18 protein-coding genes and 3 tRNA genes are annotated in these 20,131 nt (G+C 34.6%); 19 read left to right on the forward strand and 2 right to left on the reverse strand.

Annotation, left to right across the window (positions count from 1 at the left end):
- Positions 1–247: 247 nt before the first annotated feature.
- The gene (locus NTZ27_02115) at positions 248–2,563 is read right to left on the reverse strand and encodes a T9SS type A sorting domain-containing protein (GenBank protein MCX6173533.1); all 2,316 of its coding nucleotides are present in this window, start codon (positions 2,561–2,563) and stop codon (positions 248–250) included.
- A 361-nt stretch (positions 2,564–2,924) separates the two neighbouring features.
- Here NTZ27_02115 and NTZ27_02120 point away from each other — a divergent pair, with 361 nt between their 5' ends.
- Together NTZ27_02120 and NTZ27_02125 are read left to right on the forward strand one after the other, a co-directional pair.
- Complete coding sequence (locus tag NTZ27_02120) at positions 2,925–3,794, forward strand: sugar phosphate nucleotidyltransferase (GenBank protein ID MCX6173534.1); 870 nt, start codon at positions 2,925–2,927, stop codon at positions 3,792–3,794.
- 8 nt (positions 3,795–3,802) lie between these two features.
- The gene (locus NTZ27_02125; protein MCX6173535.1) at positions 3,803–4,741 is read left to right on the forward strand and encodes an NAD-dependent epimerase/dehydratase family protein; all 939 of its coding nucleotides are present in this window, start codon (positions 3,803–3,805) and stop codon (positions 4,739–4,741) included.
- A gap of 51 nt (positions 4,742–4,792) precedes the next feature.
- Here NTZ27_02125 and NTZ27_02130 read toward each other — a convergent pair.
- Positions 4,793–4,866, reverse strand: a tRNA-Ile gene (locus tag NTZ27_02130).
- Positions 4,867–5,035: 169 nt separating this feature from the next.
- Here NTZ27_02130 and NTZ27_02135 point away from each other — a divergent pair.
- From NTZ27_02135 to NTZ27_02215, 17 genes are all read left to right on the forward strand, one after another.
- On the forward strand, positions 5,036–5,362 hold the full coding sequence (locus NTZ27_02135; GenBank protein ID MCX6173536.1) for a GIY-YIG nuclease family protein: 327 nt from the start codon (positions 5,036–5,038) through the stop codon (positions 5,360–5,362).
- Between the two features lie 5 nt (positions 5,363–5,367).
- Positions 5,368–5,453 (forward strand) — tRNA-Leu (locus NTZ27_02140).
- A 47-nt stretch (positions 5,454–5,500) separates the two neighbouring features.
- Positions 5,501–5,574, forward strand: a tRNA-Val gene (locus NTZ27_02145).
- A gap of 43 nt (positions 5,575–5,617) precedes the next feature.
- Positions 5,618–7,549 carry a threonine--tRNA ligase gene (gene thrS / locus NTZ27_02150; protein MCX6173537.1) on the forward strand — a complete coding sequence of 644 codons (1,932 nt, stop codon included), beginning with the start codon at positions 5,618–5,620 and terminating at the stop codon, positions 7,547–7,549.
- A 21-nt stretch (positions 7,550–7,570) separates the two neighbouring features.
- Positions 7,571–8,089 (forward strand): translation initiation factor IF-3, encoded by a 519-nt coding sequence (gene infC / locus NTZ27_02155; protein MCX6173538.1) that lies wholly within the window; start codon positions 7,571–7,573, stop codon positions 8,087–8,089.
- Between the two features lie 12 nt (positions 8,090–8,101).
- Entirely contained in the window at positions 8,102–8,293 is a 192-nt protein-coding gene (gene rpmI, locus NTZ27_02160; protein ID MCX6173539.1) for a 50S ribosomal protein L35, read from the forward strand.
- Positions 8,294–8,306: 13 nt separating this feature from the next.
- Positions 8,307–8,654 (forward strand): 50S ribosomal protein L20, encoded by a 348-nt coding sequence (gene rplT, locus NTZ27_02165; protein ID MCX6173540.1) that lies wholly within the window; start codon positions 8,307–8,309, stop codon positions 8,652–8,654.
- Positions 8,655–8,742: 88 nt separating this feature from the next.
- Positions 8,743–9,732 (forward strand): phenylalanine--tRNA ligase subunit alpha, encoded by a 990-nt coding sequence (gene pheS / locus NTZ27_02170; protein ID MCX6173541.1) that lies wholly within the window; start codon positions 8,743–8,745, stop codon positions 9,730–9,732.
- Between the two features lie 13 nt (positions 9,733–9,745).
- A complete protein-coding gene (gene pheT / locus NTZ27_02175) occupies positions 9,746–12,151 on the forward strand; it encodes a phenylalanine--tRNA ligase subunit beta (protein ID MCX6173542.1) in 2,406 nt (801 codons plus the stop codon).
- The gene (locus NTZ27_02180) at positions 12,152–12,466 is read left to right on the forward strand and encodes a hypothetical protein (GenBank protein MCX6173543.1); all 315 of its coding nucleotides are present in this window, start codon (positions 12,152–12,154) and stop codon (positions 12,464–12,466) included.
- A gap of 30 nt (positions 12,467–12,496) precedes the next feature.
- Complete coding sequence (gene zapA, locus NTZ27_02185; GenBank protein MCX6173544.1) at positions 12,497–12,796, forward strand: cell division protein ZapA; 300 nt, start codon at positions 12,497–12,499, stop codon at positions 12,794–12,796.
- Between the two features lie 232 nt (positions 12,797–13,028).
- Positions 13,029–14,597, forward strand: a complete 1,569-nt coding sequence (gene rny, locus NTZ27_02190; protein MCX6173545.1) for a ribonuclease Y — start codon at positions 13,029–13,031, stop codon at positions 14,595–14,597.
- A gap of 51 nt (positions 14,598–14,648) precedes the next feature.
- Positions 14,649–15,254 (forward strand): dephospho-CoA kinase, encoded by a 606-nt coding sequence (gene coaE, locus NTZ27_02195; protein ID MCX6173546.1) that lies wholly within the window; start codon positions 14,649–14,651, stop codon positions 15,252–15,254.
- 89 nt (positions 15,255–15,343) lie between these two features.
- Positions 15,344–16,243, forward strand: coding sequence for a proline dehydrogenase family protein (locus tag NTZ27_02200; protein ID MCX6173547.1), 900 nt, complete (start codon positions 15,344–15,346; stop codon positions 16,241–16,243).
- Between the two features lie 3 nt (positions 16,244–16,246).
- The gene (gene tsaD, locus NTZ27_02205; GenBank protein ID MCX6173548.1) at positions 16,247–17,266 is read left to right on the forward strand and encodes a tRNA (adenosine(37)-N6)-threonylcarbamoyltransferase complex transferase subunit TsaD; all 1,020 of its coding nucleotides are present in this window, start codon (positions 16,247–16,249) and stop codon (positions 17,264–17,266) included.
- An 80-nt stretch (positions 17,267–17,346) separates the two neighbouring features.
- Positions 17,347–18,390, forward strand: a complete 1,044-nt coding sequence (mltG, locus tag NTZ27_02210; GenBank protein MCX6173549.1) for an endolytic transglycosylase MltG — start codon at positions 17,347–17,349, stop codon at positions 18,388–18,390.
- Positions 18,366–20,051: an Ig-like domain-containing protein gene (locus tag NTZ27_02215; protein MCX6173550.1), complete on the forward strand. Its 1,686-nt coding sequence runs from the start codon at positions 18,366–18,368 to the stop codon at positions 20,049–20,051. The genes mltG and NTZ27_02215 overlap by 25 nt, the downstream gene beginning before the upstream one ends.
- Positions 20,052–20,131: the final 80 nt, after the last annotated feature.

Genomic DNA, 20,131 nt, shown 5'->3' on the forward strand with positions numbered 1-20,131 from the left:
GCTCCTCCTTCAGTTGAAGAAATTGTTATGAGAGTAAAAGGAAATATTTATATATAAAAAACTTATTAACTGAAGATTATTCACTCTATAAAACAGCGACAGATGATTCAAATATATTTAATTCTCTTATATAAATTAGGATTGAAGCGTGCAATAGTCAAGATAGATTTTGAAGGTCTGTGTCCAACATCAAATAAAAAAAAAGCCCCGTCTCTCGCCAACGCTCGAGATGGGGCTTTCTGCATCTTTATTTCATTAGCATTATTTTTTTTGTAACTGAGTAATTGTCTGCATTCATTCTAACGAAGTAAACACCGCTTGCTAAATTACTGCCGTTCAGTTCTGTCTCATGATTTCCAATAGTCTGTTCAGAATCTACCAAGGTCATTATTTGAACTCCGAGAACATTATACAAGATAATTTTTACACGGGCAGATTGCGGAAGTGAATATCGAATCTTTGTAGATGGATTGAATGGATTGGGGTAATTCTGTTCTAACGAGAATTGAGTTGGAATAATATTGTTCTCGTTTTTAACATTTGTAGGTGTATAATTAAAACCAAAAACACCGCCACCATATGTTGCTACTAAAAATGAACTCGTTGACCCGGGTTGATTTCTAACCATAAAACAATTTTGGTAAGTAAGACCAACATTACTTTGTGCCCAATTTGTACCGCCGTCTGTAGTTTTATAAACGCCCGAACCCCATGAACTTGCATATAACGTGTTAGCTGCACCTGGTACAGAATAAATATCCCGTATGTAAAGATTAGGATAAACAATATTCCATGTTACTCCAGAATCAGTAGATTTTGAGATATTATCTTGCGAATTAATATATTGATCAGCATAAAGTATACTTGGATTTGTAGCATCAACTGTAATACTGTATAGATTAATTGTCGTACTTTGTAATGTCCAAGTTGAACCATAATCGGTAGATTTATAAATTTTACCACCTGATGCAGTATATGCATACCAAATATTTTTGGAAGAAGGACTAATGTCCAAAGCTTTAATACTTTCATTATTCACTTTGTATTCGGTCCAACTATCGCCTGAATTAGTTGAGGAAAATATTTTTGATGAACCTTCTAATAAGAAAACATTGGTGGGATTCTGCGGATGAAACCCAAAAGCATTTATAGAACCAGCAGTTAATCCTGTAAGACCTGTGGTTTTTTCTATCCAATTCTCACCGCCGTCCGTAGTTCTATAAACTACACTTCCAAACGAACCGGCAAAAATAGTATTAGTATTTTGCGGATTGATACCAAGACTAAAAATATCATTATCATATATTCCGTTACTTTTTTGTACCCATGTTTGACCACCATTTGTTGTTTTAATTACTCCTCCAAGACTTGCTAAATAAATTACACTGTAATTTGCTGGACTAAAATGAATTTGGAAAATATCAGTATTTACTAGATCACCCGATAAAGACTGATAACTAATTTCGTTTGTTGTTTTGTAAATATTACTTCCTGTAAACACATAAAGATTATTTTGAGAATCAAATTGTATCCCGTAAACATAACGATCAATTATACTCGGCATAATATCGGTCCAGTTTACCCCAGCATCTATTGATTTCATTAGACTTGTACCACTTCCACAAGCGTAAATAATATTTGAATTAGTGGGATGAAAAGCTATAAAAGAAATTTTTGAAAATTTTCCAAATCCTGTTGTGGCAACTGTCCAGTTATTTCCGCCATCTACACTTTTCAGGAATCCGTAACCTCCAGTAGCTGTTCTATCTGTTGAGCCGGCATATACTTGACTAAAATCGTTTGTTGAGATTTTTATTGCACCATACCAATAACTTAATGTTTTAATTTTTGTCCATGTTACACCACCATTCAACGAATAGAATAATTCATAGTTGTATGGGGATGCGGGTTGGTAGGCAAAGGCATATAACTTGTTCGGATCTTGATCAAATACATCATATGTTTCAATTTTCGGTAGACTAGTATATTCTGTCCATGTAACTCCAGCATCACTACTTCTGTAAAGATAGTAACCTTCAGAATAAATAATACTTGGATCATTTTTAGCAAAAACAATTTTCCCATCATTTAAACCATTAGTTGTTTTTACAATAGTCCAATTAGTCCCTCCATCAGTAGAGCGATATATATAACTACTACCTGTTGTGTAACTATATCCGTTAGCAATTATTATATTATTATATGTAGGATGGAATTTTACTCCTCCAATCCGAACATTATAAAACATACTGTTGGCAATATTCCAATTAGTACCGCCATTTGTAGTTATGTACAATCCTGATAATCCTCCCGCAATAATTTTATTATTGTTTAGAGGATCAATTGCTAAATCCTGAACACATATACCTTTTGGGCCAAGAGCATTCCATATATCGGCATTGGTTTTTTCTAGAAAAAGATTATTGGAATTAGAAGGGGAATAGATTTTAGAAGATTGTTTTGAATCAGGTTCTCTTAAATCTTGAGCTTGATAATTAAGTGAAGTGAAAAGAAAGATTAAGAATAAAAACAACAATTTGGATTTATCGTAAATTGGTTTCATAACAGATCCTCCTTCGGTTAAAAAATAGTTAGGAGAGTAAAAGGAAATATCTATTTATATAAAAAACAAATTAACTGAAGATTATGAACGGAATAAAACCGCAGTAAATGATTCTAAAATATCTAAATTTCTAATATAAATTAGGATTGAAGCGTGCAATAGTCAAGATAGATTTTGAAGGTCTGTGCCCAGCATCAATTGAGTATTTACAGAAAACTTGAAAATATAAATCTTCACAAATAATCGAGACCGGACAAATAGCTCATTAATATTTAATTAAAATCATTTATTTTCCCACTGTCATATTTCAGGTTCATATCTATTCCGATGAAGAATTCTTAAATAAAAAGTGAATGGTAAAATGAATGGAAAATTAGTAATACTTGCCGGAGGGATTTCCTCCCGAATGAAGAAATCACAATCACCTGATAGTGAATTAGATCCGCAATTAATAAAAGATGCTGATTTAAAATCGAAAGCTATGATTCGTATTGGTGAGAATGAGAGACCATTTTTGGATTATCTATTACTTAATGTTTATGAAACCGGTTACCGGGACATTGTTATTGTGATCGGAGAAAAAGATGATTCAATAAGAAAATATTATGAATCGAAAGAAAGCAAGAAATTATTTCAAGAGCTTTCATTCAGTTATGCTGTTCAACCTATACCTGACAGAAGAGAAAAACCTTTAGGCACTGCCGACGCATTGTATCATGCTCTTAAATTAAAATCTAATTGGAGTGGTTCTTCATTCACTGTTTGCAACAGCGATAATCTTTATTCTAAAAATGTGCTTAAGCTGATGCTCGAATCGAAATATAAAAATGCAATGATTGATTATGACCGCGACGGGTTGAATTTCGAAAAGGAAAGAATTGAAAAATTTTCTGTTACCAAAAAAGATAATGAAGGATTTCTTGTTGATATAATTGAGAAACCAACGATTGAAGAAATTGAATCAGCAAAGAATAAAGATGGAACGATTGGTGTTAGTATGAATATTTTCAAATTGAATTATGATATGATCTTTCCGTTTCTAAAAATCGTTCCTCTTCATCCGGTTCGAAAAGAAAAAGAATTACCTATTGCAATCAAAATGATGATAGATAAATTTCCAAAATCACTTTATGCTTATCCAGTAAGTGAAGAAGTTCCTGACCTGACTAGTAAAAGTGATATTAATAAGGTAAAAATCTTTTTAGAAAAACACTTTCCCAATCTTTCGTGAATGGAGAAATGAACAAATTAAAAATTGTTGTAACCGGCGGTGCCGGATTTATTGGAAGCCATATTGTAGAACACTGGATTAGTAAAGATGCTGAAGTTCATATCTTCGATAATCTTCGTACAGGATATTTATCTAATGTTGAAATATTTCCTAAAGCAATTTTCCATAAGGGGAGTATTACGGATCGCGATCTTGTTTTTCAAGTATTAAAAGATACAGATTACGTTCATCATCTCGCCGGATTCGTTTCTGTCCCCGAATCAATTGAGAAGCCGGAAGAATGTTACGATATAAATGTAAACGGACTGATCAATGTATTAGATGCATCCAAAGAATTTAGGATTAAAAAAATAGTATTCAGTAGTTCTGCTGCTATATACGGAGAAAATCCGATTTCGCCAAAAACAGTTAATCTTAAACCCGATCCAAAATCTCCATACGGTGCAACTAAACTTGAAGGTGAATCATTACTAAAACTTTATAATGAACAAGGAGGTGTCGGAGCTACATCGTTGAGATACTTTAATGTATTTGGACCAAGGCAGGATCCCAAAAGTCAATATGCAGCGGCAGTACCGATTTTTATTGAGAAAGCATTGAAGAACGAATCAATTATTATTTATGGAGATGGCGAACAAACACGCGATTTTATTTTTGTGAAAGATGTTGTATCGGCAAATATTTTAGCCGCTACTAATGAAAAAGTGAATGGAGTTTTCAATGTCGCATCGGGTAAGGCAATTACAATCAATGAAATTGCACGTGTTGTTATTACTGAATTACAAAGCAGTAGTAAAATAGTTTACGAAAAAGAAAGAGCAGGTGATATTAAACATAGTCTTGCTTCAATAAAAGAAACGGAAGAGCAACTCAATTTTCATCCAGAATATGATTTAATGGAAGGGTTGAAAGAAACAATAAAATATTTTACAAAGAAAAAAGTCTAGATTTTATAAGTTGTTTAAATGAAAAAACCCTCTATAATAGAGGGTTTTTTGTGGGCCCTGAAGGACTTGAACCTCCGACCCGCTGATTATGAGTCAGCTGCTCTAACCAACTGAGCTAAGAGCCCAAAAGCGGTGGTAAAAATAGTTATTCTTTAAAACGTTTGCAAATCATGAATGAAATTATGAAAAACGATTGCATTGTATCTTAAGTAATATAGTTTCGTTCATAGTTAATCATCTTACCTAAAGAAAGTTATTAATTGAGAGCCTAAAAGAGCAAAACATTGCAACGAATTGAAAAAAAAGTTTATATTTGCACCGCGTTTTTGCCGGGGTGGCGAAACCTGCCTACCGGCAGGCAGGTTGGTAGGCGCATATAAAAATATATATACAGTTTATGCTATCGAAAGTGTAAAGAGAAATTATATCTATGTTGGGTTAACAAATAACCTTGAACGACGATTTCTGGAACATAATTTAGGTTATAATAAAACAACAAAACCCTATAGACCTTTTAGAATTTTATATTTTGAAGAAGTTTCTGGAAGAATAGAAGCTCGTAAAAGAGAGAAGTATTTAAAATCTGGAATTGGGAAACAGTTCTTAAAATCAGTGAAGTAATATCTGCCGGGGTGGCGGAATTGGTAGACGCACAGGACTTAAAATCCTGTGGGTGGTTTCACCCGTGCCGGTTCGAGTCCGGCCCTCGGTACTTTAATTTGTGATATGGGTTTTATAACAATGACGAAGTAATTCTGCGGGTTCTTAGCTCAGTTGGTTAGAGCGTCTGCTTGACGTGCAGAAGGTCATAGGTTCGAATCCTATAGAACCCACAATCTATCGGAGGATTCTCCGTTTTTTTTTAATATAGGAATGATGGAAAAAATAAAAATTACATTTCCTGATGGATCAGTTAAAGAATTTGATAAAGGCATAACTGCTTTTGAAGTTGCAAAATCAATTTCTAATCGTTTAGCTGATGAATCTCTCGTAACTAAGATCAATGGTGAGATACGAGATCTTTTGACACCAATCAATAAAGATGTTTCTTTGCAAATTTTCACTTTCGAAAATCCGGAAGGAAAGCATACTTATTGGCATTCAACTTCTCATTTAATGGCTCATGCAGTTCAATCAATTTATCCTGAAGCAAAGTTTGGAGTTGGTCCGGCAATAGACGCAGGATTCTATTATGATATTGATATTAACTCAAACTTAACAGAAGAAGATTTGGTTAAGATTGAGAAGAAGATGATGGAAATTGCATCACAAAAAAATCCATTTAAGAGAACAGAACTTAGTAAAAATGATGCTGTAAACTTTTTCAAAAAGAAGGGCGATAATTACAAATTAGAAATCTTAAGTGAACTTGATGATAAAGCAGAAGTAATCAGCATTTATGATGAAGGTGATTTTACCGATCTATGTTTAGGTCCGCATGTCCCTGATGCAGGTAAAATTAAATTTGTAAAGTTGTTAACTGTTTCCGGTTCATATTGGCGCGGTGATGAAAAGAATAAGCAAATGCAAAGAATCTACGGCATTTCATTTCCTAAAAAGAAAATGCTTGATGATTATTTAATTTTCTTAGAAGAAGCTAAAAAAAGAGATCATCGTAAACTTGGAAAACAACTTGATCTTTTCAGTGTACATGAAGAAGCAGGTGCAGGTCTAATCTATTGGCATCCGAAAGGTTCTAGAGTTAGAAATACTGTTGAGACATTTTGGAGATCAGAACATTTTAAAAATGGTTATGATCTTCTTTATTCTCCACACATGGGTAAAAGCTGGTTGTGGGAAACAAGCGGACACTTAGTTACATATAAAGAAAATATGTATGCACCAATGAGTGTGGATGATCATGATTATTATATTAAACCTATGAACTGTCCGTTCCATATAATGATCTATAAAACAAAACTTCGTTCATACAGAGATTTACCTTTACGTTGGGCAGAATTAGGAACAGTCTATCGTTATGAAAAGAGCGGAGTGCTGCACGGATTACTTCGTGTACGTGGATTTACTCAAGATGATGCACATATTTTTTGTTCGCAAGAACAAATCGAAGATGAGATTATAGAAGTAGTAAGATTTTCGATTTCTATTCTTAAATCATTTGGTTTTAGCGACTTGAAATTTTACGTTGCTACTAAACCGGAAAAAGCAGTTGGAGAAGATAAAGACTGGGAAAAAGCAACCAACTCACTTAAACATGCAATGGAAAGAGAGCATCTTCCGTACGAAATGGATGAAGGCGGCGGCGCATTCTACGGACCAAAGATTGATATTAAAATTAAAGATGCATTAAACCGTGAATGGCAGTTAAGTACAATTCAGTTTGATTTCAATTTGCCACAACGATTTGATATGAAATACATTGGTGAGGATGGAAAAGAACATCAGCCATATATGGTTCACAGGGCATTGCTCGGTTCTATAGAACGTTTTATGGGTATCTTGATTGAACATTACGGTGGTGCATTCCCTACATGGTTAGCGCCGGTTCAAGTTGCTGTTCTGGCAGTCTCTCAGAATTTTATGGAATATGCCGGACAAGTAAGAGATATTCTTGCTAAGAATGATATTATTGCCGAACTTGATGAGCGAAATGAAAAGATTGGTTATAAAATACGCGAATGGGAGATGCAGAAAGTTCCTTACATGTTAATCTTAGGTGAAAAGGAAAAAGAATCCGGAACAGTTTCTGTAAGACAACATAAACTTGGAGACAAAGGAAGTTTATCTATAGATGAATTTGTTTCTAAAATAAAAAATGAAATAGATAACAAAGTAAATCACAATTAAGAGAGGTCTTTTATCACTCAAATTAAATACCGAGTCAATCAGGAGATTAGAATTCCTGAAGTTAGACTCATTGGACCAAACGGCGAAGTGTTAGGTGTTGTATCATCAAAAGAGGCAATTAAAAGAGCAGAAGAAGTTCAGATGGATTTGGTTGAGATCGCACCGCAAGCAACTCCTCCGGTTTGTAAGATCATTGATTTCGGAAAATTTGTTTATGAACTGCAGAAAAAAGAGAAGCTACAAAAAAAGAAACAAGTTGTTAGTGTTCTAAAAGAAATTCGTTTACATCCAAATACAGATACTCATGATTTTGATTTCAAAGCAAGGCATGCTGTTAATTTTATAGAGAATGGTGATAAGGTTAAAGTTTCAGTAATATTTAAAGGAAGAGAATTAGCTTATACGGAAATCGGCGAAACATTGCTTAGAAAATTTCTTGAAAGACTTTCTGACGTTGCTAAAGTTGAACAAGAACCAAAATTTGAAGGACGAGCAATGCACGCAATATTAGCGCCTCAAAAAGGTAAAAAGAAAAAATAGATAGGTGGAATAATGCCAAAGATGAAAAGTAATCGTGGAGCGGCAAAAACTTTTAGAAAAACCGCATCCGGAAAAATTAAAAGAAGCAAAGCATACAAATCGCATATTTTAACAACAAAATCTACCAAAAGAAAAAGAGGGTTGAGAAAATCAACACTTGTTTCTAAGGCAGAGACCAGAAGAATTACAATTTTGTTACAATAAGGAGTAGTAAGTCATGCCAAGAGCACAAAATAAGGTTGCATCCCATAGACGCCGTAAAAAAATTATGGCAATGGCAAAAGGATATTGGGGCGCCCGCAGTAAAGTATTAACCGTTGCAAAACATCATATTGATAAAGGTTTGCAGCACGCATATCGTGACCGTAAACTTAAAAAGAGAGAATTTCGATCATTATGGATTATCAGAATAAATGCAGCAGCAAGAATGCATGGAACAACTTATTCGCGTTTGATTCACATGCTTGATGAAAAAGGAATTGTGATCAACAGAAAAGTACTTGCAAGCATTGCAGTTGAAAATCCGCAAGCTTTCTCTGATATAATTAAATTTGCAACGAACTAATTTTTTCCCTCTCGAACTTTTAGCTTAAGTTTCGGGAGGGAATTTTTTTAAACTTGCCTGCCGCAGGCAAGTTCTCGGGATTGTTGCTATGATAGATAAAATTAATGGAACCCGAAAAAGTTTTGATGAAGATTTATCAAAAGTTGAAAACCTAACTTCACTTGAAGACCTTCGAATAAAATTCCTAAGCCGTAAAGGATTAGTCTCACAACTTTTCGAATCGCTAAAAGATGTTTCAAAAGAAGAAAAACCTAAAGTTGGGCAAGCTCTTAATCAACTTAAGATTCATACTCAATCAAAATTCGACGAGTTAAAAGAGAAATTAGAAAAAGGTCAGAAAAGTTCGGATGAATTTGTTGATCTTACTTTACCCGGAAGAAAACGGGTAATAGGAAGTAAACATATTATTACTCAAACGCTTGACGAAATAAAAAATATTTTTAAAGGGCTCGGCTTTTCAGTTTATGAGGGACCGGAACTTGAATCGGACTATTATAATTTTGAAGCATTGAATTTTGCACCAGATCATCCCGCAAGAGATATGCAGGATACTTTTTTTGTTACTGATAAATTCTTACTCAGAACTCACACATCGCCCGTTCAAATACGACTGATGAAAGAAAAGAAACCGCCGCTAAGAGCAATAATGCCGGGAAAAGTTTTTCGGAATGAAGCCATCAGCGCAAAGAGTTATTGTTTGTTTCATCAAGTTGAAGGACTTTATGTTGATACAGATGTTACCTTTGCAGAATTGAAAGGAACTCTTGTTGCATTTGTAAAACAGTTTTTTGGTCAAGATATAAAATACAGATTCCGTGCAAGTTTCTTTCCATTTACAGAACCAAGTGCTGAAATGGATATTTGGTGGGAACCAAAAGGCAAACAGGGTAGATGGATGGAAATTCTTGGCTGTGGAATGGTTGATCCAAATGTTTTAGTGAACGTGGGAATTGACCCCGAAATATATACAGGATATGCTTTTGGAATGGGTATTGAAAGAACAGCAATGCGCAAATATGGTATTGATGATATCAGAATTTTATTTGATAACGATAAACGATTCTTGACGCAATTCTAAGCGAGGATACAAAGTGAAAATTTCTATTAACTGGTTGAATGATTACGTTGACTTAAAAAATATTTCCGTTAGCGAAATTGTAGATAAACTTACCTATGCTGGATTGGAAGTTGAAGAAGTTAATGATCAAGCGAAAAAATTTGAAAATATTATCATCGGTTATGTTCAAGAAGTAAAGAAACATCCTAATGCTGATAAATTATCTCTTTGCAAAGTAAATGACGGTAAAGATGATTATAGCGTTGTTTGCGGCGCCCCAAATGTTGCTGCCGGGCAAAAAGTAGCATTTGCTAAAGTAGGTGCTGTAATTCCTAATGGCGGAATGAAACTTGAAAAAGTTAAAATTCGCGGTGAATTATCTTTTGGTATGATCTGTTCGGAACGGGAATTAGGTCTTGGCGATAATCACGAAGGTATTATGGTTTTAGATCCTTTATTAAAAGAAGGATTATCTTTTGCTGATGCAATGGAAATGAAGGATACGATTTTAGAAATTGCAATTACTCCAAATCGGGCTGATGCGTTAAGTCATATAGGAATTGCACGTGAGTTATCCGCATTGTTCAATCTGCATTTAAAATATCCCGATGTTAATTTGAAAGAGTCCGGGAAAAAATCAGAAGAATTGGCGTCAGTCGAAATCAAAAATCCAGGTAATTGTCCCCGCTACATTGGTAAAGTAGTTAGCAAAGTTGAAATAAAAGAATCACCTGATTGGCTACAGAAACGATTGAAAAGCATTGGCTTACGACCTATAAACAATGTTGTTGACGTAACGAATTTTGTTTTACATGAAGTAGGACAGCCGCTTCACGCATTTGATCTTGATAATTTAGGCGGAAAGAAAATAATTGTTCGAGATGCCGGTAAGGATACAAAATTTACTACTCTTGATTCTAAAGAAAGAAAATTGCAACCGGATGATCTAATGATTTGTGATGCAAATAAACCTGTAGCAATTGCCGGTGTTATGGGCGGAGAAAACTCCGAAGTAATATTATCAACTAAAAACTTGCTTATCGAGAGCGCATATTTCAATCCATCATCCATACGAAAGACTTCAAAGAATCTTGGATTATCAACTGATGCTTCCTACAGATTTGAAAGGGGAACTGATCCTGGGATTACTAAATGGGCTGCAAGACGCGCTGCTCAGTTAATCCAACAAATATCAGGCGGAGAAATCGCAATAGGTGAAATTGATGCCTATCCACATAAAATTACTCAACGAAAATGCGAACTACGCTTCAATCGTTTAAATAAAATTTTAGGTTATCAAATCGGAGCAACAAATGTTGAAAAAATTCTTATCAAACTTGGTTTTATCATTGGGAAAAAATCAGCTGATGAATTAACAGTCACAGTCCCTTCTTATCGGCACGATATCGAACGTGAAATAGATTTGATCGAAGAAGTAGCAAGAATATATGGTTATAATAAAATTCCTGAGGTAAGTAAGATCTCAGTTACATTGGAAGAGAAAGTAGATCATTCTGCATTTAATGATAGAGTAAGAGAATTATTAACCTCGCTTGGCTTTTATGAGATTATTACCAATTCACTGTTAAGTGAATATATTGCAAAACGTTTTGGCAATGTTATTAATCTTTTAAATCCACAAAGTAGTGAACTGTCGCACTTAAGGACTTCTTTAATTCCTGGGTTATTAACATCTATATCTAATAACATTAAAGTAAATGAAAAAGATCTTCAGTTATTTGAACTTGGAAAAATTTTTGAGAAAGTATCAGCTTCAAACATTAGTGATTTCAAGGACTTTAATGAATCGGAGCATTTGCTTCTCGCATTGACAGGAGACCGAATTAGAAATGAATGGTTTGAAAAAGATTCTCCTGTTGATGTTTACGATCTTACCGGATTTGTAGAATCATTCTTTACTAAAATTTTACCTGAGGTTACAGTTAATGTAAAATCTATGAATGATTCGGGATCGAGATTTGATCATTCGTTTGGTTTGATCTGTGAAAATCAAAATATCGGTTTCGGAGGAAGTCTTAAAAAAGAATTATGTTCATTATTCGATGTTGATCAAGATGTTTACATGATTCAAGTTGATCTATCTGTTTTGAAGGGTATTAGTATTACAAAAAAAATATTTAATGAATTACTGAAATTCCCTAAAGTTTATAGAGATGTGGCTTTTGTTTTAGATGTTAACATTACTTCTGACCAAGTTATGAGTATTATAAAAGAAGTCAGTTCTAACTTGTTGCATAATATAAAGTTATTTGATATCTTTCAAAGTGAAAGCTTAGGTAAAGACAAAAAGAGTCTTGCTTTTCAATTAGAGTTTTTTAATTCGAGCGGAACTCTTACTGAAGAAGAAGTTGAAAAAGATTTTAGAAATGCAATTAAAGCAGTAGAAAAAATATTTAACGCACAACTCAGAGGTAGTTGATTGGCAGAAACAACGAAATATGATTTGTTTATTGATGAGTTGAATACTCTCGAAAAGCAGATATATTATTTCATTCAAAAAGGAATAGAAACACTCGAATCCAATCAAGCGTTAAATAATAGAATTACTTTACTCGAAAGAGAAAACGATGCACTTAAAAAGAAAATTTCAGAAATCGAATCAAAAGTTAGTAAGTCATTTGTTAATAGTGAAAACCTTTTTGGTAATGAATCATTTAACTTAGAGGAGAAAGAAGCACTTAAGAACAAAATAAGTGAACTGATAGCTAGAATTGACTATCATTTACGTTCTTAAATTAGTTTTTGAAGATGGAATAGACATAACATGAACGAAAAAAAGAAGCTTAAAGTAAAAATTTTTGATAAAGAATATTCCCTTCTTGTGGAAAACCAAGAAATAGCGGCAGAACTAGCTGAATATGTAAATACAATGATGGAAGAAACAAAAGATGAATTACCTGATCAATCAAAAGATACAATTGCCATCATTGCTGCGTTAAACATTGCTTATGATTTATTTGTAGAAAAAAATAAATATCGTGAATTCAGCATTCAAGCCACAGATAAAATCAAAAAAATAAAGCTTCTTTTGAACGAATCTAAATTTATGTCCTCTCCATCCTAACTTTTTCCACACTGCCGGTTCATTTATAAAAAAGAACTAATAGTAAAACTATAGGGTTATCGACTCACGTCGTGTATTACAGGCCTCATCCCGACTTGTCGGGATCTCGTAATACGGGACAGTGGAAGTAAAAAGCGGCGGGCGGTTTCCCACATTGTTATAGGAAAAATGTTCTTTTCCTATAATAGGATCGGCAGTTGTGGTTTAAATATACTGTTATATTGGAGGAAAGATGCAGAGCGATTTAATTATTGTAATAGCGGTTGCTGCCATATTGGTAGTGTTGTCTTTTGTTCTTGGCTGGTTTATTAACTCAAAGATGGGCAGAAATAGTCTTTCAGTTGCCAAAGAAAAAGCACAAAGTATTATTGATGATGCTGAAAAAGAAGCTAAACATACTAAGAGAGAAAAATTATTAGAAGTAAAAGACGAATGGTTAAAAAAGAAACAAGAATTCGATACGGAAGTAAATGCTAAAAAACAGAAACTACAGAATCATGAAAAGCAGTTGGAATCACGTGAAGAAAGTCTTGAGAAGAAATATGAGGTTGTTACTCAGAAAGAAAAGGTATTAAAAGATGCCGAAAAGACCTTCACTACTCAAAAAGAAGATTTTGATAGAAAGCATACCGAATTAGATCACTTGATCTCTGAACAAAATGTACGACTTGAAAAAATTGCCGGATTAACTTCCGAAGATGCTAAAAAAATGCTGATGGAAAATATGGTCAACAAAGCAAAAACCGATGCCGCGCAATCTATCAAAGAGGTTCGTGATCAAGCAAAAATTGATGCTAAGAAAGAAGCACAGAGAATTACAATCCAAGCAATTCAAAGAACTGCAGTAGATCATTCAGTTGAATCAACTGTCTCAGTTGTGCAAATACAGAACGATGAAATGAAAGGCAGAATAATTGGCCGTGAAGGAAGAAACATCCGCGCATTTGAAGCCGCTACAGGAGTTGATGTAATTGTAGACGATACACCTGAAGCTGTAATCCTTTCTGCATTCGATCAATTTAGAAGAGAAGTAGCAAGAATTTCTCTCGAGAGATTGATTGCTGATGGAAGAATTCATCCGGCTCGTATCGAAGAAATTGTTGCTAAGGTTGAATTGGAATTAGATGAAGAAATTCAGAAAGAAGGAGAGAACACTTTAATTCAATTAGGTTTACACGGACTTCATATAGAACTTGTAAAACATATTGGTCGAATGAAATACCGTTCAAGCTACGGACAAAATCTTTTGCAGCATAGCATTGAAGTTGCATACTTAACCGGAATTATGGCAGCTGAACTTGGCTTCGATACAAATCTTGCACGCAGAGCAGGACTCCTTCACGATGTCGGTAAAACAATTGATAGAAATGTTGAAGGTCCGCATGCTTTGCTCGGTTATGATCTGGTAAAGAAATACAATGAGCATCCTATCGTTGTAAATGCTGTAGGAAGTCACCATGAAGATATTGAAATGGAACATCCGATTGCAGCTTTAGTCCAGGCAGCAGATGCAATAAGCGGTGCAAGACCGGGTGCAAGAAGAGAACCTCTTGAAAGTTACGTTAAGCGATTGGAAAATCTGGAAGCTATTGCAAAATCTTTCGAAGGAGTTGCAAAAACTTATGCTATTCAAGCGGGAAGAGAAGTGCGTGTTATCGTTGAACCCGATAAAGTGGATGACGTATTTTCAGATCGTCTTGCAGCAGATATTGCGCAGAAAATTCAGGAGGATATGGAATACCCGGGACAAATTAAAGTAACGGTAATTCGGGAAGTTCGAAAAATAGCTTACGCAAAATAAAATTATAACCTAAACCCGATTTATATCGGGTTTATTTTTTTTGAGTGTGATATGAAAAAGAAATTAAAAATTGCAATAACCGGTGGAATTGGTTCCGGAAAATCTTCTGTATCAAAAATAATTGAGTCATTCGGATTTCCAGTTATTAAAACAGATGATCTTGCTAAAGAATTGATGCTGAAGGATGAATCAATAAAAAAGAAAATTATTAAATCATTCGGCAAGGAATCATTCACAGAAAAAGGAATTAACACAAAATATCTTGCTGATAATGTTTTTATCAACAAAGAAAAAGTTGAAAAGATTAATTCCATAATTCATCCTCCAACAATCAGAAAGATTGAAGAGATTTCAAAAAAATTTTTTAAAAAACATAATTTAGTATTTGTTGAATCCGCTTTAGTTTATGAAGCTAAGATTCAGAAATTATTCGATTACGTAATTCTTATTTATGCTGAAGAAGAAATTAGAATTGCTCGTAAGATTGAAAATAATAGTATGAACAGACTTGATGTTGAAAAGCGAATGAGTTTTCAGATCCCCGATGAAAAGAAAACTGACCGGGCTCATTTTGTAATTGATAATAATTCAACATTCGATAAACTGGAAACCAGAACCAAGTTTGTTATTGAATTGATAAAAGCTGCAATTGTTTAATCGAATTAAAAAGTTGAAAACATCCTTCCTTGATTTATAACTCCTCTTGCTCTAATTTTACCCTCACATTTTTCAAAATAAGGTGCTTTGTGAAAGTAATTAATGATGCTCTTGTAGGTTTTGTAAAATTATTACCAAGATCAGTAGTTCATATCTTCGCTAAAAAGTATATTGCCGGTGAAACATTAGAAGACGCTGTGCGTGTAGTTAAAGGATTGAATGATAAAGGTATTTTAGCCACGATAGATGTTCTCGGAGAATCTGTAAACACAAAAAAAGAATCTGGACAAGCAATGAAAGAATGCTTGATGGTCCTCGATACTATCAATGAACACAAGCTCAATTCAAACTTATCTCTTAAACCAACTCAATTGGGATTGATCATTGATAAACAATTTTGTTTTGAACAGATCTCTGCAATATTAGAAAAGGCGAAAAGTTATAACAATTTTGTCCGCATTGATATGGAAGATTCATCAACAACTGATGCAACTTTGGAACTTCACAGCAAATTGAAGAAAAAATATTCCAATGTTGGTGTTGTTGTTCAATCTTACTTAAAGCGAACGTACAGTGATGTTAGAGAACAAAATAAGCTCGGAACAAATTACCGTATCTGTAAAGGTATTTATGTTGAGCCGGCTGAGATCGCATTCAAAGAACGCCAGCAGGTAAGAGATAATTTCTTAAAAACTCTTGAGAAAATTTTTGACGATGGAAATTATGTCGGCATTGCCACGCATGATGATTATTTGGTAAAAGGCGCTTACGAATTGATCAAGAAGAAAAATATTCCTAAGGACAAATACGAATTCCAAATGTTGTACGGCATTAATGAATATCTGCGCGATAAGATCAAAGCGGACGGACATAAAATTCGGATCTATGTTCCTTTCGGCGAACATTGGTACAAATACTCGATTAGAAGATTGCAAGAGAATCCGCAGCTTGCCTGGTATATAACAAAAAGTATTTTTTCTTTTAACTGATAAATGATGAATGTTTTAGGAATAGAAAGCTCGTGCGATGAAACTTCTGTTGCGGTAATTTCTGATGGTAAGCTCTTATCAAATTTAATTTCATCTCAAGATTTCCATAATATTTACGGTGGAGTTGTGCCTGAACTTTCGAGCAGAGCACATCTCCAAATTTTATTGCCGCTAGTAAAAAAATCTCTACAAGAATCCGGAATTTCTCTTAATCAAATTGATCTTGTTTGTGCAACAGCTGGACCGGGATTGATCGGTGCACTTCTCGTCGGTTTAACTTTTGCAAAAGGACTTTCATATTCATTGCAAAAACCATTTGTTCCGGTTAATCATATTGAAGGACATATCTTTTCCGGATTTTTAATGAAGGACAAACCAGCATTTCCATATTTGTGTCTTGTTGTTTCCGGCGGGCACACATTACTTCTTCTAGTGGAAAGCGACACACAGATAACTAAGCTCGGTTCTACAATTGATGATGCCGCCGGTGAAGCGTTTGATAAAATTTCAAAATTGTTGGGGCTTGGTTATCCAGGCGGACCTAAGATACAAGAAGTTGCAGAAGACAGGAAAACTGATTTTGCCGATTTCCCAATCGCACGATGTAAAAATGAATACGATTTTTCATTCAGCGGATTAAAAACCTCTGTATTACGATTCATTCAGAAAGAATATGGTGATGCTTCCAAGATTCCGGCTGCAGATATTCCTTTGATAGCGGCTTCTTTTCAATACTCTGCTGTAAGAGCACTATTAAATAATACTGAAAAAGCGTTGAATAAATTCAATGTGAGCTCAATTTCGCTTGTTGGCGGTGTAGCAGCTAATAAAATGCTTCATGACGAATTCCAAAAGTTAGCTTTGAAGTATAAAAAGAATCTGGTTATTCCTTCTCTTGAATTCTGCGGTGATAATGCCGCTATGATAGCTTACCGCGGTTTGAAACTTCATCAAGCCGGAATTAAGTACCGGTATGATTTTAATGCTTATCCTAGTTTAAGCGATTACTCGTTTATTAAGTAGCTGATTCAAGCCGGATAAATTCACACACCGCATAAGAAAAAAAATCTATATATTGGAATTGTTCTAATCAAAAAAACTGAATGACTAAACAGAAAATATCTGCAAAACGGTTTTTATCACGCACTCAATTTTATGTTGTTGCGCTTTTCTTTGTATTCATTCTTGCCGCTCTTCTCTTTACATTTTATTCTCCGAATTATTACGAACATGAATCACCTTACCGGATTGATATCAAGCGTGGTGAATCATTAACGAATGTGATTGATAGTTTGTACGAGCACAAGATTATTCCAAGTAAATTGAAGATGAAGATCATCTCTTTCGTTTACGGAGTTGAGAAAAAAGTGAAAGCGGGGAGATATGATATTCCAAACGGATTGAGCTACGTAAAACTTATTGAACTTTTGGTAAATGGTTCTCCGGCAGAACAAGTTTCTGTAACTTTACCGGAAGGAATTTGGCAAAGCGAGATTGCACAGATTCTTAGAGAAAAATTAAATATTGATTCTTCACGAGTTATCGGTTTAAGTACAAGCAGATCATTTATCAATTCGCTTGGTTTGAATACAAAAAGTTTGGAAGGATATCTGCTGCCTGAAACTTATTATTTTTATCCCAACAGTACTGCCGAAGAAATTTTACGGAAGTTAAAACTGCAGATGGATAAAGTTTTTACTCCGGAAATTGAAAAGCAGATGGCTGAATTAAAAATGACGAAGCATCAAATCTTAACACTTGCTTCGATAATTGACGGCGAATCGAATTTGGTCTCTGAGTTTAAAACAATATCCGGTGTTTATCACAACAGATTAAAAATCGGAATGGCGCTTCAAGCTGATCCGACCGTGCAGTATCTTATCCGCGAAAAACATAAAAATAAAATTCTTAAGAAAGATTTGTTAATTGATTCAAAGTTCAACACGTACAAATATACCGGACTTCCGCCCGCACCGATTAACAATCCCGGTAAAGATGCAATTATGGCGGCGCTCTATCCAGAAAAACATAACTATTTATTTTTTGTTGCGAATGGAGACGGAGGGCATACTTTTTCCAGGACAGTAGAAGAACACGAAAAAAATGTAATGAAGTATAGACAATGGCGAAAAACTCAAAATCAATAATTAAAATTCTTGCTGTAATATCTCTGATATTATTTGCAAGATGTGCAAACCAGCTTCCGCCGGGCGGCGGGGAAGTTGATGCTGTTCCTCCGAAGATTATTGAAGTCTATCCGGAGAACGGAACCATAAATTATCACGAAGATTATTTTGAAATTTCTTTCAGCAAATATGTTGATAAGCGTTCTGTTCAAGATGCAATTTTTATTTCTCCAGCTTTGCAGAAACCACTTAAATATAATTGGAGCGGAAAAACTCTTACAGTTTATTTCAACGATACACTTAAAGCAAATACAACTTATACAGTAAGCATCGGTACCGATGTGAAGGACGTGAACAACGGCAACAAGATGGCTGAATCTCTAACGTTTGCTTTCTCAACCGGAAATAAAATTGATAAAGGAAAGATCAAAGGAAAAATTTATGATACATCGCCTGAAGGCGTAATGATCTTTGCTTATCAAACGAATGGGAAAGAAGCCGATCCTACAAAACAAAAACCGGATTATGTTTCTCAAGCCGGGAAGAACGGAATTTATTCTTTGCTCGGTCTCAGAGATGGTGATTATTCCGTCTTTGCAATCCGCGATAAATTCCGCGATCTGCTCTATCAAAAAAATGAAGATGGTTTTGGCGTGCAGAATAAAAAAATTGAGTTGAAAGATAAGACGGCTGAATATGATAATGTTGATTTCTTCTTAACAATGGAAGATTCGATTGCACCGAAGATCTCGAATGTTATTATGAAAGACCGGAATCATTTGCAGATCGAATTTAATAAACCGGTTGACAGCACAAGAATCTCCGGTGATAATTTTATTCTTTATGATTCTACCGCGAACAAAAAAATAATTCCGAAATATTTCTTCAAAGGTGAAGGAAGACCAAATCAGTTTTATGCTTCGTTTACAGATTCACTTGAAAAGAAAGAAGGTTGGGTGCTGATCTCTAAGAATATTCCCGATATGAAAAACAATTTATCTTCCGAAGAAAAAAATTCTTTTGCGATCAAAAATGACCGCGACACACTCGCATTGAGAATAATTAAATCTGCCGGATTACTTCCCGGAGAAAAAGTTGATTTCGAAGAACCGATATTAATGCTCAACTTTAATGATGCGGTAGAATTCTCAACTGTGAAAGAGAGACTTAGCATTCAAGATGCGAAAGGGAAAAAGATTCCGCTTGAAGTTGAACGAGCTGATGATGCTTCTTTCTTAATTCGTTTGTCTGAAAAATTAAAGCAGAGTACGGATTATACTTTAAAACTCAATCTGAAAAATTATTCCGATCTGTCCTGGAATAAAATTGATTCAGTATTCCAGAATAAATTTTCTACATCTAACGAACTTGATTTCAGCGGGGTAAGCGGGACAGTTTCGGTAAATGATTCAACGCAGACTTTTGTTGTGCTCGAAGCAGCAGAAATGGTGAAGAGAACTTACAAACAAAAAATTGATACGAAGAAAAATTTTGATTTCAAAAAAGTTATACCGGGGAAATATTTGGCTTGGAGTTTTAAGGATAAGAACAAGAACGGCAAATATGATTTCGGTACAATCTTTCCTTTTAAACTTTCCGAAGAATTTAAGTTTTACCCAGATACATTAAATCTCCGTGCACGCTGGCCAGTTGGCGGAGTGAATATAGATTTTCAAAAATAAATTACCCACCCCTCCGGCTTCGCCGTTTCCCCTCCTTGGAAGAGACTTAAGGGGTGGGTGTGTAAAATATTTCTTGACAA

Source organism: Ignavibacteriales bacterium (assembly GCA_026390775.1).
In the GTDB taxonomy this organism is placed as follows: Bacteria; Bacteroidota; Ignavibacteria; order Ignavibacteriales; family Melioribacteraceae; genus Fen-1258.